General features: G+C 37.8%; 10 protein-coding genes and 1 tRNA gene. 5 read left to right on the top strand and 6 right to left on the bottom strand.

Translation table 11 applies throughout. The features are described from left to right. Window positions 1-14: 14 nt before the first annotated feature. The 3 genes from DDZ16_RS20780 (at window position 15) to DDZ16_RS16490 (ending at window position 7,392) form a co-directional block, all read left to right on the top strand. Entirely contained in the window at window positions 15-785 is a 771-nt protein-coding gene (locus tag DDZ16_RS20780; protein WP_158275694.1) for a transposase, read from the top strand. After that, window positions 782-3,637, top strand: a complete 2,856-nt coding sequence (locus tag DDZ16_RS16495; protein ID WP_109265590.1) for a type I restriction endonuclease subunit R — start codon at window positions 782-784, stop codon at window positions 3,635-3,637. The genes DDZ16_RS20780 and DDZ16_RS16495 overlap by 4 nt, the downstream gene beginning before the upstream one ends. Window positions 3,638-3,708: 71 nt before the next feature. Further along, entirely contained in the window at window positions 3,709-7,392 is a 3,684-nt protein-coding gene (locus DDZ16_RS16490; RefSeq protein ID WP_109265589.1) for a YobI family P-loop NTPase, read from the top strand. A gap of 441 nt (window positions 7,393-7,833) precedes the next feature. Here the strand turns inward: DDZ16_RS16490 and istB are convergent, their stop codons facing one another. Further along, window positions 7,834-8,571, bottom strand: a complete 738-nt coding sequence (gene istB, locus DDZ16_RS16485; protein ID WP_109265588.1) for an IS21-like element helper ATPase IstB — start codon at window positions 8,569-8,571, stop codon at window positions 7,834-7,836. A gap of 28 nt (window positions 8,572-8,599) precedes the next feature. After that, window positions 8,600-10,147 (bottom strand): IS21 family transposase, encoded by a 1,548-nt coding sequence (gene istA / locus DDZ16_RS16480; RefSeq protein WP_109265587.1) that lies wholly within the window; start codon window positions 10,145-10,147, stop codon window positions 8,600-8,602. A 1,204-nt stretch (window positions 10,148-11,351) separates the two neighbouring features. Here istA and DDZ16_RS16470 point away from each other — a divergent pair. Together DDZ16_RS16470 and DDZ16_RS16460 are read left to right on the top strand one after the other, a co-directional pair. Further along, window positions 11,352-12,437, top strand: a complete 1,086-nt coding sequence (locus DDZ16_RS16470; protein WP_109265585.1) for a pentapeptide repeat-containing protein — start codon at window positions 11,352-11,354, stop codon at window positions 12,435-12,437. 760 nt (window positions 12,438-13,197) lie between these two features. Further along, window positions 13,198-13,821, top strand: a complete 624-nt coding sequence (locus tag DDZ16_RS16460) for a hypothetical protein (RefSeq protein WP_109265583.1) — start codon at window positions 13,198-13,200, stop codon at window positions 13,819-13,821. A 210-nt stretch (window positions 13,822-14,031) separates the two neighbouring features. On the opposite strand, the gene DDZ16_RS16455 is transcribed toward DDZ16_RS16460, so the two are convergent. From DDZ16_RS16455 to DDZ16_RS16440, 4 genes are all read right to left on the bottom strand, one after another. Beyond that, window positions 14,032-14,721, bottom strand: coding sequence for a nucleotidyl transferase AbiEii/AbiGii toxin family protein (locus tag DDZ16_RS16455; RefSeq protein ID WP_109265582.1), 690 nt, complete (start codon window positions 14,719-14,721; stop codon window positions 14,032-14,034). After that, window positions 14,702-15,235, bottom strand: coding sequence for a hypothetical protein (locus tag DDZ16_RS16450; protein WP_198416750.1), 534 nt, complete (start codon window positions 15,233-15,235; stop codon window positions 14,702-14,704). The genes DDZ16_RS16455 and DDZ16_RS16450 overlap by 20 nt, the downstream gene beginning before the upstream one ends. A gap of 174 nt (window positions 15,236-15,409) precedes the next feature. Next, window positions 15,410-16,624 carry a site-specific integrase gene (locus tag DDZ16_RS16445; protein ID WP_109265581.1) on the bottom strand — a complete coding sequence of 405 codons (1,215 nt, stop codon included), beginning with the start codon at window positions 16,622-16,624 and terminating at the stop codon, window positions 15,410-15,412. A gap of 260 nt (window positions 16,625-16,884) precedes the next feature. Then, window positions 16,885-16,969: transfer RNA gene (locus DDZ16_RS16440), tRNA-Ser, on the bottom strand. Between the last annotated feature and the right edge of the window lie 114 nt (window positions 16,970-17,083).

Below are 17,083 nucleotides of genomic sequence, written 5' to 3'. Positions count from 1 at the left end.
CCAAACCAAATGATATGACCGACAAATTTCAAAACAGATACCGCATTTTATCTGCCCGTTTGCCAAATTGGGATTATGGCAGCAATGCTGCCTATTTTGTTACCATCTGTACCAAAAAACGTGACCATTTTTTCGGTTATGTTGCCAACGGTAAAATGCATCTATCTGATATTGGACAATTGGTCGAAAAATTTTGGTTCGAAATACCCAGCCATTTCCCATTTGTTGTATTGGATTCATTTGTGGTGATGCCCAATCATGTGCACGGAATTATCGTGATTGATAAAAATGATGACGGTGAAACGCGGGATAATGGTAATATACGACCGGACAATGGCGAAACGCGGAACGGTGGCGAAACGCGGAACGGTGGTGAAACGCGGGACGGTGGCGAAACGCGGGACGGTGGCGAAACGCGGGACGGTGGTGAAACGCGGGACGATGGTGAAACGCGGGACGGCGTAGAGACGCCCAATTTGGGCGTCTCTACCACCACCCCCACCCCCGGATCCACCCCCACCACATCCCCAACCACCCCTGCCACACCATCCACGTCCCAAACCGCCCCTGCATCCCAAAAATGGAAACCCGGAATTTTAGGGGTGATTTTGAATCAATTCAAACGTATTTGTACCATCAATGCCCGTAAAATAAATTCCGATTTTGGTTGGCAATCCCGTTTTCATGATCATGTAATACGCGATGACGCCTCTTTTTACAGAATACGAAATTACATCCTGACCAATCCCGAAAATTGGGGAAACGACAAATTTTTCAATCCATGAACGCACAACCCGAACAAATACTCGAAAACAATCTCGTAAAACAATTAATTGAACTGGGGTACAAAAAGGTCTCCGTAAAAGATGAGGCCGATCTGTTGCTCAACTTCAAAAAACAGTTGGAGATCCACAATAAAACAACCCTTAGCGACAACGATTTCAAACAAATCCTTAATTACATTAACAAGGGCAATGTGTTTGAACGGGCCAAAATATTGCGCGACCGGGTGCCATTCACGGACGACCGGGGTGAAAATAAAACGGTGGAGCTGATCAACCAGATTCATTGGTGTCAGAATGAATTTCAGGTAACGCAACAGGTTACCATGGAGGGAAAATACAAAAACCGGTACGATGTGACCATCCTCATTAACGGCCTGCCACTGGTGCAGATTGAATTGAAGCGCCGGGGACTGGAACTAAAAGAGGCCTTTAACCAAACCAACCGTTACGAACGTCATTCCTATGGTGCGGGACAGGGATTGTTTCAGTTTATCCAGATTTTTGTCATCAGCAATGGTGTCAATACCAAATACTACGCCAACGGGCCCATCAAGGCCAGGTCGTTTAAGCAGACTTTCTTTTGGAGCGACGAAAGCAATCGAATAATCACCCAGTTGTCGGCCTTTACGGATCTTTTTCTGGAACCGTGTCACATCTCCAAAATGATCACCAAATATGTGGTGCTCAATGAATCACAAAAGATACTGATGGTGCTTCGGCCTTATCAGTATTATGCCACGGAGGCCATCATTGAGCGGGTGAAAACCACCCGGAAATTCGGGTATATCTGGCACACCACAGGTTCGGGAAAAACACTGACATCGTTCAAAACGGCACAGATTCTTACCGCATTTCCCAAGGTGCACAAGGTGGTGTTTGTGGTGGACCGCAAAGACCTGGATTACCAAACCATTAAGGAGTTCAACAGTTTTTGTGAGGACAGCATCGACGGAACCAACAATACCAAAGCCCTGGTAAAGCAGTTTGGCGGCAGCAACAAATTAATTGTCACCACCATTCAGAAACTTAATACCGCTGTCAGTAAAAAACGGTTTCTGGAGAAGATGGAACCCATGCGCGATGAACGCATTGTCTTTATTTTCGACGAGTGCCACCGCAGTCAGTTCGGTAAAACCCACGAAACCATCAAGCATTTTTTCCGCCAGGGCCAGATGTTTGGGTTTACCGGAACGCCCATTTTTGAGAAAAATGCCGGGAAAAATGAATATGGGAAGCGCACCACCGGTATGCTGTTTGGCGATTGTCTCCACAAATATGTGATTACCGATGCCATCCGCGACAATAATGTGCTGAAGTTTTCCATCGAGTACATCCGCACTTTTAAAAAGAAAGACCACATTCTGGATATTGAAGTGGAGGCCATCGATGAAGCGGAAGTAATGGAATCCCCGCAGCGGTTGGAAAACGTGGCCGATTACATCATCGAAAACCACAATCGCAAAACCCACAGCCGCGAATTTACCTCTATTCTTTGTGTTTCGGGCGTGCCAACGCTCATCGACTATTATAAAATATTTAAACAGAAGAAAGAGGAGGGGCAGCACAATCTGCGGATAGCTACCATCTTCTCCTATCATGCCAATGAGGACGATAAAGATGCCGTGGGCTTTGTGGAAGATGAAGCGTTCCTCACTGCTGCCGAACCCCGCATTGGCTATGATACCAAACATTCGCGCGATGCCCTGGAGGAATTTATCGGCGATTACAACCAGGAATATCAGACCAATTTTACCACCCGCGACAGCGAATCGTTCTATCGCTATTACAAAGACATCTCCCGGAAAGTAAAAAACCGCCAGGTGGATGTATTGCTGGTGGTCAATATGTTCCTCACCGGCTTTGATTCCAAAACCCTCAATACACTTTATGTAGACAAGAATCTGAAATACCACGGACTCATACAGGCTTATTCACGTACCAACCGCATTCTCAACGAACTGAAATCGCAGGGTAACATCGTTTGTTTCCGTAATCTGAAACAAGCCACCGACGATGCCATCGCCTTGTTTTCCGACAAGGATGCAAAGGACGAAATCATCATGAAACCTTATGATGAGTATGTGAAACAATTCAATGAAGCCTTTATTCAGATGTTACAGATTGCCCCAACCGTCAACAGCGTCAATGATTTGCCCGATGAAGACAAAGAACTGGAATTCATCAAGGCATTCCGCGAGCTCATGCGGTTGAAGAATGTCCTCAATACCTTTACAGAGTTCACTTTCGACGACATCTCCATGGATGAGCAGTCCTTCGAGGATTACAAAAGTAAGTACCTCGATTTGTACGATAAGGCCCGTAACCAAAACCAGAAAGAGAAGGTCTCCATTCTTAACGACATCGATTTTGAACTGGAGCTCATCCACCGCGATGAGATCAATGTGGCTTACATTCTGAAACTGCTGGGTAATCTGAAAAATGCCACTGCCGAAGAGCACGAAACGCAAAAGAAAAACATTCTGGACACTGTGGCCGGAGATACCCAACTCCGCAGCAAGCGTGAATTGATAGAAAAATTCATTCAGGAAAACTTGCCCCACATTGAAGAAACCGATGATATTCCCGATGCTTTTTATGCATTCTGGGACAAGGAGCGCCAACAAGCCATTGAGCAAATGGCCAAAGAAGAGAATCTGGACGCCGACAAAATTCAGGAGATCATAGGTGATTACCTTTTTACTGAAAAGAAGCCGTTGCGCGATGATATTATTGCCGCCATGCACCAACGGCCAAAGCTAAAAGAGCGCGGCACCACCGCCGAAAGAATCACCAAACGCATCATGCGATTTGTGGAAACATTTATTAACGGGGTTGTGGAGGTGAAGGAGTAAAAATGCAGTATTAACTACTTGCCCAATCCCTCTTAATTACAAATACTGTTTTAACCAACAATACTTAACCTATGAAAGACTATAAGACTCACAAGTACTATCCTCTTTCACCTTTATCAACAGAGGATTTTCCTGTCTATTTCAAGGCGCTTAAAGATCAACTGAATGATCCTTCGATAAAGAATATAGCAATTACGGGTTCTTATGGCTCAGGAAAAAGCACTGTAATAGAATCATTCATTAATAAAGAGGATTCCGATGAAAAGAATAAGTATTTAAGAGTTTCTTTGGCAGACTTTTGTGAGTTTCGTGATCCTTTAAAAACAGATGAAGTTGAAAATAAGGTAGAAGAGCACATTCTACAACAACTGTTTTATCAATTACATCAAAAAGAAATTCCATTTTCCGGGTTTAAGCGGATTTTGCACCAGACCATTAAATCTCAAAAAAAGATAGTATTTGGAATATTACTTTGGTTAACATCCTTAGCTTTTATTCCCAATATTTTTAGTCTCTTTAACGAGAATATGGAGACATTAGGTTCTAGTGGAGTAATGCATTTGTGGCATAATACGAGTTGGATTACAACTGGAATAAATTTAATGGTCTTATTAATTTTCTTCGGCGGTTTGTACTATTTTTTTATGGAGCTAATTGCCTCAAAACAGAAAAGGCAATTTAAGAAAATAGCCTTTAAATCCGCTGAAATTGAATTATCTGAAAAAAATCCCCTTAACAAGTACATTGATGAATTAATTTACTTTTTTGAAGCCACTTCGAAAGAGATAGTAATAATTGAAGACCTTGATCGCTTTAAAAACATTACTTTGTTTACGCGACTGAGAGAGATTAACTTCCTGTTAAACAACTCACCACAAATTAACAAGTCTATAAAATTTGTTTATGCTATTAAAGATGATGTTTTTTTTGACAGTCTTATTAGAACAAAATTCTTTGATTTCATCCTTCCTATTGTTCCCGTAATTAACGTTACCAATTCCGGAGATATTTTATGGAAAGATTTGAAAAAATATGGTATCAAACAAAGCTATTTCAATGAGATAGGTTTGTACATTCACGATTTAAGGCTGTTAAAAAATATTGTGAATGAGTTTCATATTTATAACACTATTGTAAATCATGACCTAAAACGAAATAAAACCAACCTGTTTAGTCTTGTTGTTTATAAGAATCTTTTTCCACAGGAGTTTTGCACGGAAAAATCTGGTGCAGGCTTTCTTTCTCAAGTATTTACCGAAAGGAAAAAGGAAGTTCTTGATTTTATAGTAAAAGCTAAAAAGGAAGAAATTAAAAACTTAGAGATACAGAAACAAAATATATTAGAGGAAAAAGCTAGTACTAGCGAAGATCTTAGAAAAGAATATATTTGGGAGATTCTGCGCACTTATCCAAACGTTATTCGCATTTGTGACGAAGAAATTACCACCTTAGTTAATAATCCCCAAAAATTCAATAATTTATTTGATCGTAATGCTTCAATTGACTCCTTCAATAATTATTATGGACGACTAGAAGACCAAGTAATTGATTTTAAAAAGATCCAGACAGAAGTAGATCCAAATAAAACTTATGAGGAACGATCGAATCTATTAGATAGAAAAACAAATGGAGGCTTACAGGAAATTAAGTTAGAAATTTCAGATATTAAAAATAAGATTGAGAAATTAAAGCGCAGAAAGTTAAGCCAACTTATAAAGCAATATAAAGATAATTGTTGGAAACACTTAATCTTTAATCCGGACAAAGAAAGGGCAATTACTCAAAATGAGGAATTGTTGGCGCTCCTTTTACGAAAAGGATACATCGAAGAAAACTTTCAGCTATATATCTCTCATTTTTATGAAGGTGCATTAAGTTTCGCTGATTTTGAATTCCTTCTAAATGTCAAAGCTAACGAAGAAGACAACTTTACAAATGAGTTAACCAACCCTGCAGAGGTAATTTCAAGAATTGATGAGAGTGAATGCGAATATCAGGCTACTCTAAATGGGGATATTATAGCTTATCTGTTAAAAGGGGCCGATTACAAAAACAATGAAAAGTTAAAACTTTTGCTGGAGCAGTTCTTTCAAATTGAAGATGCTTTTGAGAAATACATTGCGCCGTTGATGGATAATCTTAATAGGGCAAAAACAAAAATTGCATATCAGCGTCTTATAGAACTACTTGTAGAAAGGTTTTACCCATCTCTATGGAATAATATTGAAGAACATAATTACGACAATGAAAAGAAAGATAACCTTATTAAATCTTTTCTTTTTCTATCGGAGGATAACTTGAAAAAATTAAATGCTGAATCCGGAAATGATAAACTAAAAAACTATTTGTCTGAAAAAACCGACTTTTTAGATGTTTTTAGTGCTCATGCTGACGACGAAAATGTTATTAAACTTATCAAAGCCTTAAGCTTGAAGTTTAAAAAACAGAACTATAAGAGCTATAAGGGGAATCAAATCTTTAATTACATTTACGAGAATACGCATTATGAATTAAACCAGGAGATGTTGCAATTAATGCTTTTTAATAAGTATTCTTTATCTCACAAAGAATTTGTTCAAAAGTTTAATAACCAAAATTTCACCTGCGTCTTAGAGAGTAAGGAAGATGTTTTAATCCATTATGTATTTTCTGAATTTCCTGCTTATATTGAAAACATTTATCTAGGTCTTGAATCAAAACAATCAGAAACCGAAGATGCTATTGACATCTTTATTGAAATATTGGATGAAGAGGAAGACGAGGATGAGAAAAGCAAAACACTTCTGTTTAATGTCCTTGAAAAAGTTTCATCACAAATTTGCCTGTTAAAAGAATTTGGAAGGGAGGCGAAGTGGAGCTTATTGTTCGATGTAAATTGTGTTAAGCCAAATTGGAATAACCCGGTTCAATATTTTAAATATCAAGAAGAAAACCTAGATGAAACATTAATCAATTGGCTTGGTATTAGTGATGTTTGTAAAGAGTTGTTGAATAACAAATTATCAATAAAAAACTTCCCAGATTTAGATAATGATCTAATTACCTTGTTCCAAATAGCAGTAATTGAGAGTAATAACTTTTCTCTGAGCATTTATGAAAATCTACTTACCACATTTCCGTTTATTTATAATTTAATCAATCTTAGTAATTTATCTGTCGAGAAAATTTTGATTTTGATAAGACTTAAAATGATAAAGTTTAATAAGCATCATTATAATCAGCTCATTGGACGAGAGTTGGATGATGTCCTAATAACATTCGCTGAGGAAAATATTGATACTTTTATTGATGATTATGAAGATTTTGAATTTTCTTTAGAATTACATCTGGGGCTGTTAAAAACAAAAAGAATATCTTCAGCCCAAAGGAAACAGGTGATTCCACTTATACATTTGGAAAACATTAACAATGAAAGATTAGCTGACTTGATTGGAAATAATATCTACCTTTCAAAAGAGAAATTAATAGAAAAAGAAAAGGTAATTCAGGTGATGTTGCATTGTGAAAAACACGAGCTAATTCTTAAGTTGTTGGATAAATTTTTCTTTGATTTTGATTTTGAGGAAATCGATACCATATTAATTAACTTGGGAAGTGTTTATAAGAAAGCTACAAAATTGCAGCATCACCCAAAATGGCCGAAAGATAATTTGCACTTATCGATTGCTAATAAATTGGTGGAAATAGGTTATTTTAAATCTATTAACACGACTAGATACAAAGACAAAATAAAGATTAATGTGCGCTACAAGTGACAGGCACAATACTGAAAGTATAGGGAATCGCTTTTTTCCCAGAGCATATTGACCCTTGATGCAGATATTTCGGTTCAAAATGTGCCAATTATCTCGGTTTAATTATGCTATAAGCAAAGAAAAGGGGTATTGCCACCAACAAGCCTGCAACACCCCACCAACAAAATGTTGATAGTTCCATCAACAAGCTTAAAACAAAGCTTTAAAAAGTAGTATAGAAAAATAATTGCAGTCAATTAATAATGAACGCGCAGTAATCGTGCAACAAGCCTGCAACGAACGAGCAACTAAATGTTGATGGCTTAAAAAAGCGCAGATGAAACGCAGAAAAACGTTTTTCTGCGCTTTTTTAATCATTCTGGCTATTTCGGTCTGACTGTGCCAGGCATTTCGGTCAAAATGTGCCAGTCTGAGAGATGATGCAATAGTACAAAAAAAATGTTATTCTGCTTTCAAAATATCTCTTCTTAAAGAAGGCCCGTTTAGATCGATTCGATGGGATGAGTTCACCAGTCGGTCGAGTATTGCATCAGCAATTGTTCCTTCCCCTATAATGTCGTACCAAGTTGATACTGGTATTTGCGATGACACGATTGTTGTTTTTTGGTTATAGCGGTCATCTATTATATCCATTAATGTTTCACGATCATGTTTATCAAGGGATTGCAGACCGAAGTCATCCAAAATCAACACATCTGCTTTTGAGAGTTTGTTGAGTTCTCTCATGTATGTACCATCCACTTTTGAGAGTTTAAAACGTTTAAACAAGCGGGAGGTAATGGCATAAACCACTTTATATTCCATCATGCATGCCTGATTTCCTAAGGCTTGTGCCAAATAGCTCTTCCCAACACCCGAGGGGCCTGTAAAAATGAGGTTTTCGCTTCTAGCGATAAAGTCAAGCGAAGAGAGCCTTTGGAACATATTCTTGTCCAGTTGTCGGCCAGCCTGATAGTCTACGTCTGCAATGGTGGCTTTTTGACGGAATCCGGCCTGTTTAAGCAATCGTTGTATCTTTTTGTTTTGCCTCTCTTCCCATTCATGATCGGTAAGTAAAGCCAGATAATCATCAGGTGTTACATCCGTCAGTTGATTGTTTTTCACCTGCTGTAGGTGTAACTCGGCCATCGCATTAATGCGCATTTTTCTGAGTTTTTCGATTGTTTGGTTGTTATTCATGACATTTGATTTTTACTTGTTTGTATTTCTATTTGTAGGCTGAAGCGCCCCGGATATTGCTGTGATAAGGGATATGTGTCTGAGTGGCATCTTCAAGCGGTTCAAAGTCTTTATCCTGATTATTCTTAAGGATGTTTTTAATCCGTTTGTATGAGTATGTTTCCACGTCAAGAGCTATCTTACAGGCATTATTTAGTCGCTCTGAACTGTAGTCACGATGTAGCTGGATGATACCCATTGCTCTTTTATAGGCCATCTCAGGATAATCACTTTCTTTTAAGAGATCTTCAATAAGGCTCAATACATACACTCCATGCCTGGAAGCCTTCTTTTTAAAGTAGTCTGGACTCCATTGTTGATAAGCTTTATGAGTACTGCTAAGATGGTTCTCGTTGGTGGTGTACACCCCCGGAGCCGGATTGCGTTTATGACTAGCTATACGCTCATGATTGTAGCACACTTCTACAGTTGATTTGGTGTATTGTATCTGGGTACGTTTACCAATGTACCGATAAGGAACGCTATAATAGTTTTTATCCGGTGAAAAATAAACATAGCCGGTCTTTTGCACTTTGGCCCTGCGGTAGTCTTTTAGCTCATACGCTGTTTCTGGCAATGGTTTAAGATACTCCCTTTCGATAGACTGGAACAGTTCTCTACGACTGGCTTGACGGTGTTGAAGCAAAAGATTATTATATGGGCCCAGAAGCCTTCTTATTTCCCGATTCAGTTCTTCCAGTGAAAAGAAGCTCATTTGACGCAAGGGATAAAATATACGCTGATAAACAAGGTTTACGGCATTTTCAACCAGCGCCTTGTCTTGGGGCGAGTAGCCACGGGTTGGGTTAGTCACACAGTTGTAATGACGCGCAAAGTCCTTAAATGAGCGATTGATCTCCGGCTCGTATTTGCTGGCCCTTGTTAGGGCCGATTTCAAATTATCTGAAACGATGGCCTTAGGCGCGCCTCCATAGTAAGACAGTGCATTGGCCAAGCAGCTTATTAAATCTTCCCGTTTTTGGCTCAGGCAAGCCTCAGCATAAGTGTATTGACTCTTGGGTAGTATGGCTACAAAAACCTCAACCGGGATGATTTCTCCAGTTTCCCGATTAATAATTTGAAGTTTCTTGCCCGTAAAATCGATATAAACCTCATGTCCAGCCTTATGCTCGAGTTTCATGGAGCCTTTCTCTTTTGGGAACTTACGGTGGTAGTGCTCCATGAATTGAGTGTAGCTGTAGGGCTCTTGTGACTGCAGGCGATACTCGTTATAGTGAAACAGAAACGTAAATCCCGGGTGATCAAGTTGCTGATTCATTTTTTCAAAGTAGCGCATCAATTCATCATAGCGCGGATTTTTAATGGTAGTATGCGACGGGAAAAGTTTAAGTAGCTCTTCATTATCTTTGGCCAGGAGTTCTTCTTTTGTGTATTTGCTGGCATTAAATAGCTGCACATAACGATTAATCGTGTTTCGATGGATACCAAGCATATCGCCTATCTTACGACTGCTCAATCCGTCCAAATGCAGTGTCAAAATCTGTTTTAAATCCATAAGATCAAGTGTATTGGCCATAGCGCTTTTATTTGCGATATAGCGGTTTTAACCTGATCTCTCAAACTGGCACAAATCAAACCGAAAAAAATGGCACAAGTCGAACCGGAATAGTTGGCACAAGTCGAACCGAAATCCTTTAGCCATGCAGCCCAATAAAGTGGCACATTTTAAACCGAAATCACTGGCACAATAACTCCGAAATCGGTGGCACATTTTGAACCGTTATAACCACATTCCGGTTTTTGATCTTTATTCATGATTGATGGTTGCTAATTCTAAGTCAATGAATAGCTGATTGAAAATGAGCCAACTTGTTAATCAATTTTGGATTATTATTAAAAATATCAAGATGGAAATTACAGATAATACACCTATCGTTATGCTTACAGTCGGTCAAATGAAGACGTTAATAAGACAAGAAATCGAACAAAGTGAGCTTAAGCATAAGGAAGAGAGGAGTTAAAAAGTAATGGAATATGCATATGGTTTGCGTGGTATCAGAGACATGTTTAACGTATCCCATGCTACCGCTCAGAAATATAAAAACGGTATTTTAAAGGATGCGGTAATATAAAATGAACGAAAAATTATTATAGATGTAAAGAAAGCAAGAGAATTATTTACCAGCAACAGTCAATGATCTGTAATTATCAGGTATTTTGCTCCGTAGCTTATTGACCCCTATTTTGGTTATTTCTTTTCAAAATGTGCCAATTATTTCGGTTTGAATTGTGCCATTAGTAAAAAGAAATGGGCAATTGCCACCAACGAGCCTTCAACAAGCCACCAACAAAATATTGGTCGTGCCATCAACAAGCCTGCAACAAAGCATATAATAGTAGTGTTAAGAAATAGTTGCAAGTAATTAATAATGAACGCACAGTAATCGTGCAACAAGCCTGCAATGTTTTGTTGATGGCTATGATAATCCTGCAATTTATAGGGAATCGTTTTTCCCGGTGCATATTGACCCGCTGATGCATAAATTTCGTTTTGGATTGTGCCAATTATTTCGGGTTTGTATTGTGCCCTAAGTAAAGAAAGGGACAAGTGTCAGTAATTTACCTACAGTCAACAAAAAATTGATCTAGCAACTGTGAACTACCGATTCGTACTCATTAAGTACTATACGGAATAAGGATGTTAATAGATTATAGTTGTGTAAGGTGTTTGAAGTTAGTATCTTGTGTGAGTGTGTTGCACCGTTTTAATAAGTTGTATTATGAAATTTAATTCCATATTTATTTATTTATGTTTGATTTTTTACTCAGCAAGCTCTTTTTCTCAAAATAGCAATTTGCATGTAGCTACAAACGTTGATAGTATCCAATTTTATCAGTTAGAAAAAATTAAGCAGGAGGTAGAAAATCTAAAATCAGAAAATCAAGTTAAACCAATTATCAAAATACTTCCTTCTTTTGCTGGGGTTTTAACTGCACTCGTTGCAGTAGTTGGTGTAATAATCTCTTTTTTTAAATATATTAAAGAAAAGAGAATCGAATTAGAGCAAAAAAAAGATGAAACAAAATTAAGATTAGTAACAAAATTTGATTCCATTATAAACAATCTTTGTGCAGCTAGTAATTCTGTAAGGGCTGGTGCAGCTGTATCTTTATTAACTTTTTTGAGGCCAGAATATAAAAACTTTCACAAACAAATATATTTGATACTGCTTGCTAATTTAAAAACGGAATTATCTAATAATATTAATTCTCTTATGCTTAAAACATTTGAAGAAGCTGGTCGATTAAAGTTTAAAGAATTTCGCAACCCAATAAAAGATAAGTTCCCGGAGGAAAACAGTTTAGAGCTTGATCTAACCCGTATGAATATGTACAGATTAGACTTTAATGGTATGAAAGGCTTATCCAATGTTGATTTTTCTTTTTCAAAATTACAACATGCAAACCTAGTTGATTGTATATTTATAAGGAGCAAAGGATTTAAAACAGATTTCAGCTATGCAAGATTATCTCGATCAAACCTTTTGGAGGGTAGATTTAACGAATCCAATTTTGAAGGTGTTCAGTTTCATGAATCAAATTTGATTTCAGCAAAACTTAAACATACTAATTTAAAAAATGCAGAATTCCAAAAGGCCTACTTGCAGGATGCCATTCTTGATGGAGCTGATATAAGGGGTGCAAAGTTTGAGCAGGCTGATCTAAACAACGCTTTTTTTCGAAAGATTAAATACAATGATGCGGATCTGCTTAGTATAATACGATCAAAAAATTGGGAGAAAGCTAATTTTAGTGAGGAAACTAAAATGAAATTATTGCAACTTGCTTCGAAAAAGTGGAGCTAAAGCCCCTTCCTTACCCCCCTCGTGGCAGTGCCCAAAGTGACGTAAGGCTACCTAAGGCTACCTTAGGCTGCCTTAGCTCCGTTAGGCAATTTAATAGAAAAAATATAAAAAAGCAACAGAATTATTTGCCAATAACAATCAATGATCTGTAATTACCAGAGGTTTTTCTCCGGAGTATATTGACCCCCTGATGCAGGTATTTTGTTTCGGATTGTTCCAACTATTTCGTTTCAAAATGTGCCGAATATATCGGTTGGAAATGGGCTAATTTTCATGAATGGTACAAATGCCACCAACGAGCCTGCAACAAGCCACCAATAAAATGTTGGTCGTGCCATCAACAAGCCTGCAACAAAGCTTAAAAAAGTAGGTTTAAGAAATAGTTGCAAGTGGCTGGTAATGAACGTGCAGTTATCGTGCAACAAGCCTGCAACGAGCGTGCAACGAAATGTTGATAGCTTTGAACAAGCGCAGAAGGAAGACGATAAATTGTTTTTTCTGCGCTTATTGAAGCTCTCCGGTTTTAAATCAAAGCGTAATGTTGATTTTTCCAGGTTCTACTGGAATCTCCTGGAATTAGTAGGAGATTTTCCGGAATCCTTAAATAATTATTGGGATTTTCCGGACATTTTTGGTCTTATTCATTTTTTGCTATTTTTGTTGCTGGGTTAGGGTTAAGGTTAAAACGGGTTTGTCAGAATGCTGGCTGCCCGTTTTTTATTTCTACAAACAAGACCTTTGATGCAAAAAAACAATAAATATGAAATTGATTCTGGTTTTAATAGGACTTATTTTCATTTCCAGCTGTCGATCTTTGACTGACAATAGTGAATTATTTTATTTAAGTCATAATTATGAATCTTATACCTCTGCCTACATTGATACCATACGAACCATTCAGTCAGTAGAAAAAGAGGATAGTGTTTATAGGATTAAATACAAAGTATATGAGCTGGATCGAATTGATACTATAACCTATATTTTAAAAGAAGATTCAAGTTTTCAGCCCGAATATCAATGGAATGGGGATTGTGGTAGTGCATTCATTTTGGCCGATGTAGAAGAATTTAATTTGAATTTTAAATCATATAAGGTTTATAAATATGCATCTAACCCAAGAGCTATTGATGGATGTGTAACACATTTTTGGACTCCAGGGTTGGGGGTTTTTCTTGTGCGATCTACTGCCTGGCGTAAAATGCGAATATTATATTCAACAAATGAGGAAATTAATAAAGAGATAACCTCTTTGTGTAGGCTTATTTGGCAGTATCCTGAGTTTTATTTCGGATGTAATGAAAAAATGGAAATAATACCAAATCAAATTTTTGAGGAATTTTCTGATTGGTATATGAACGAAAGATTGAAACCTTTTGAAGAATAAAGTTCAATCAGCCGTAAACTTTATTTGTTGGATTTAACCCTTATTTATAGGAGTGGAGGGATCATTTCATGCTTATTCTGGTTGCTGAAGGTTTGTATAAGCTTGAAAATCTAAATTAAAAAAGCGCAAATCTCAGTTCACAACCAAGAATCTGCGCTTTTTCATATTCAAAAGTCAATCATCAATACCTACCCTCAATTTCCTGCATATTTATCCAATTCCTAATATTTTGTTGATTTTTTCAATAACAATTGGCATTCGTTCTTCAAGCATAATCGGATGGACATGCGACATGATAACTTCTTCAAGAAGTTGTTTTTCTTCGATAGCTTGCAGTTGTTCAATTAAGTAGTCTTTTATTCTTTTATCTGTATTTTGAATCTCTTCAACTATTGTACTGTTGTTATCAATCACGTAGATGATATCTTCAATATCGTGACTGGTTCTGTAATCTTTGCCTCTATCGTTGAATGCTTCAAATTTAGTGGCCAGGTAACAAGGTGTAGGAAGAATTTGGATTACCTGATCATGTACTTTTTCTATTCGAAGATTATCAAATCCAATTTTATACCATCTGTTGGCTGGTCCCAGTGGACTATCTTCAGAAGGCATAATATCTATTGGAATATCTTTATAGCGGTAACTACAAATGGCATGTCCATATGGGTCAGGGTGTATACCTAAACTAGCCAATTTATCTTGTATGTCAGCCCAATTACTCAGGTTGATGATATTCAAAGTCATGTCAATATCCTGTGTAGGTCTTATTTCATCAGCTGCCGGATCGTCGGCATATAGACTAACTACTGCACCGCCTACAAACACTACGTGATCTTTGAAATCTCTTAAAACCCTGGCAACTTCTGCGACAACTCCAATATTAATTGTTCTGTTCTTCAAGATTTAATCTTTTTTTTAGGTGTTTAATTGCTAATTCTTTTTCTCTTGCTCTGCCAACACGCAGGGCATCTGCCAAGGCCAGAAGCTCATGGAATGCAGGGTCTTTTAATGCAGCTTCCGGAACAGATGGGTATAAAGGCGTAATCCCATGTCCTCTGATTTTCCCTTTTGCATAAGGCCAAACGTAATCTTCTGAACTTGATATTTCCTCTTTTAATGGTGAGGCAGAATGCGAAGTCGGTATACCTCTCACTACTGCACCTGGCTTTTGAGGGAATACATAACGGAAGCCATATTGTAAGAACTCCATTAATGCCATTTTCATAACAACTTTCCCATTGGGAGCTAACAATCCGGTGTTTTTTGATCTGGCCACAGATTCGCTTATTTCAGATTGACTCATTCCTAATGCTTCAGCCATTGGCTTTTGATTCCAGGTTTTATCTTCCAAACTGATAATTTTCAGTAGTAAGACAATATCCTGTGGTTTCATGGCGGTTTGTTGTTTTTTCATATTCTTAATATTGGATATCGCGATATGCAATATTAAAATATTAATCTCATTAAAACAATCATTTGTGGTAAAATATCACATATCGCGATATGCGATATGTGTTAAGTGAGGTCCTTTTGAATGCTATATTAAAAAGCGCAGCCTTTTAGCTACGCTTTTATTTGTAATTGCAACTTAATACATATCAGCAATTTTCTGCATATTCTTTTTAATCAGATTCTCCGTAGTACGCGCATATCTCTGAGTCATTTTGATATTGGAGTGACCAAGCGTTTTTGAAACTACCTCCAGAGGCATGTCATTCTCTAATGCAACAGTGGTTGCAAAGGTATGCCTGGCAGTATGAGTGGTTATTTTTTTATTGATGCCACAAAGATCTGCTATTTCTTTAAGGTAACTGTTCATTTTTTGGTTGCTCAGTACAGGCAATAAAAGTCCTTTATCCTGTAATTCCGGTTTGCCTTTGTATTTTTCCAGCAAACGCCTGGCAGCATCAATTACAAAAATAGTACTCATTTGGTGGCTTTTCTGGCGCTTTTTGTGGATCCAGAGAAAACCATCCTTGTCTGTTTCGAGGTTTTCTGCTTTGAGGCCTTTCACATCTGCAAATGCCAGCCCGGTATAGCAACAAAAAAGAAAGACATCTCGAATCTGGTCAATTCGATCAATATGTAGTTTCTTTTTGCGCATGGCTTCCAGTTCTTCAGCAGTTAAATAAACAGCATCTATTTGCTGCAATTTGAATTTTATAGTGGCAAACGGGTCTTTCTTCATCCAACCATTCGCCAGGGCAATTCTGACTATCTTCTTGAAGTTTTTAAGGTACTTGGTAGTGGAGTTGTGGGAGCACTTGCGCACCGTTTTGAAATAAAGTTCATAATCCTTTACAAATTGTTGGTTGAGATCGTCCAGTGCCAGGTCTTCGCGCTTGTAACGCCAGTGAATAAAATCTCTGGTATGTTTGTAGCTGGTTTCATATCTTTCCACTGTGCCTGGAGCAAAGTCGATACCCACCAATTTTTTTGCATTCTCATTGTGTTCTTCAAAAATCTTCAGAATAGTACGCCTTTGTTCTTTTTTTCCTAAGAATCTTTCCTGAACTAATCGGGGAGTGACGGGCTCTTCTTCGTAAGACAGATAATCAATGATAGAAAGGAGTCTTTTTTTCGTTCTGTTTAAAGCCTCATTAATCTCTTCCGCCTCTGGCGCTGTGTTTTTAGCCTTTTGTTGGGCATCACTCCAATATTTAGGCTTTAAACTTTTTTTAGCTGCAAACTCTGTACGCTCTTTGTTGATGGTAATTCTTACAAAAATTGGAGCTTCTCCATTTTTCAGCAGTTTTGTCCTTTTAATAAAGAACAGGATCTTGACGTTTTCTAGTCCACTCATAACAGTAAATTTAATAGTTAATTTTGATGTAAAACTATTGTTATGAGCTCATTTTTGAAGTTTCTGAATCGCAGTAATACAGGGCGATTGGGGGCAATTTGAAGCAATTTCTGGTGGACTAAAATTCCGGTTTATAAAGTCCACCAGAAGTCCACCGGAAAAGTGCGTTTTTCTGCCCTTTTATGCACCGTTGTGCACCAAGAAAAAAGCCTGTAAGTGTTGACTTACAGGCTTTTACTTCTTTTTGCTTTTCTTCTCAGCGGAGAGAGAGGGATTCGAACCCCCGGACCCGTGAAGGTCAATGGTTTTCAAGACCACCGCATTCGACCACTCTGCCATCTCTCCAGTCGGTTATTAAGTTTGCTTTGATCAGTAGTGAAACCGTGTGTTTCTCTGTCAAAGCGGTTGCAAAATTAGGCGTTTTTGTGAAATCCCCAAACCTTTTAATGAAAAAATATT

This window comes from Marinilabilia rubra (genome assembly GCF_003121985.1).
Lineage (GTDB): Bacteria > Bacteroidota > Bacteroidia > Bacteroidales > Marinilabiliaceae > Marinilabilia > Marinilabilia rubra.
This window is presented reverse-complemented; position numbering and strand designations above follow the sequence as displayed.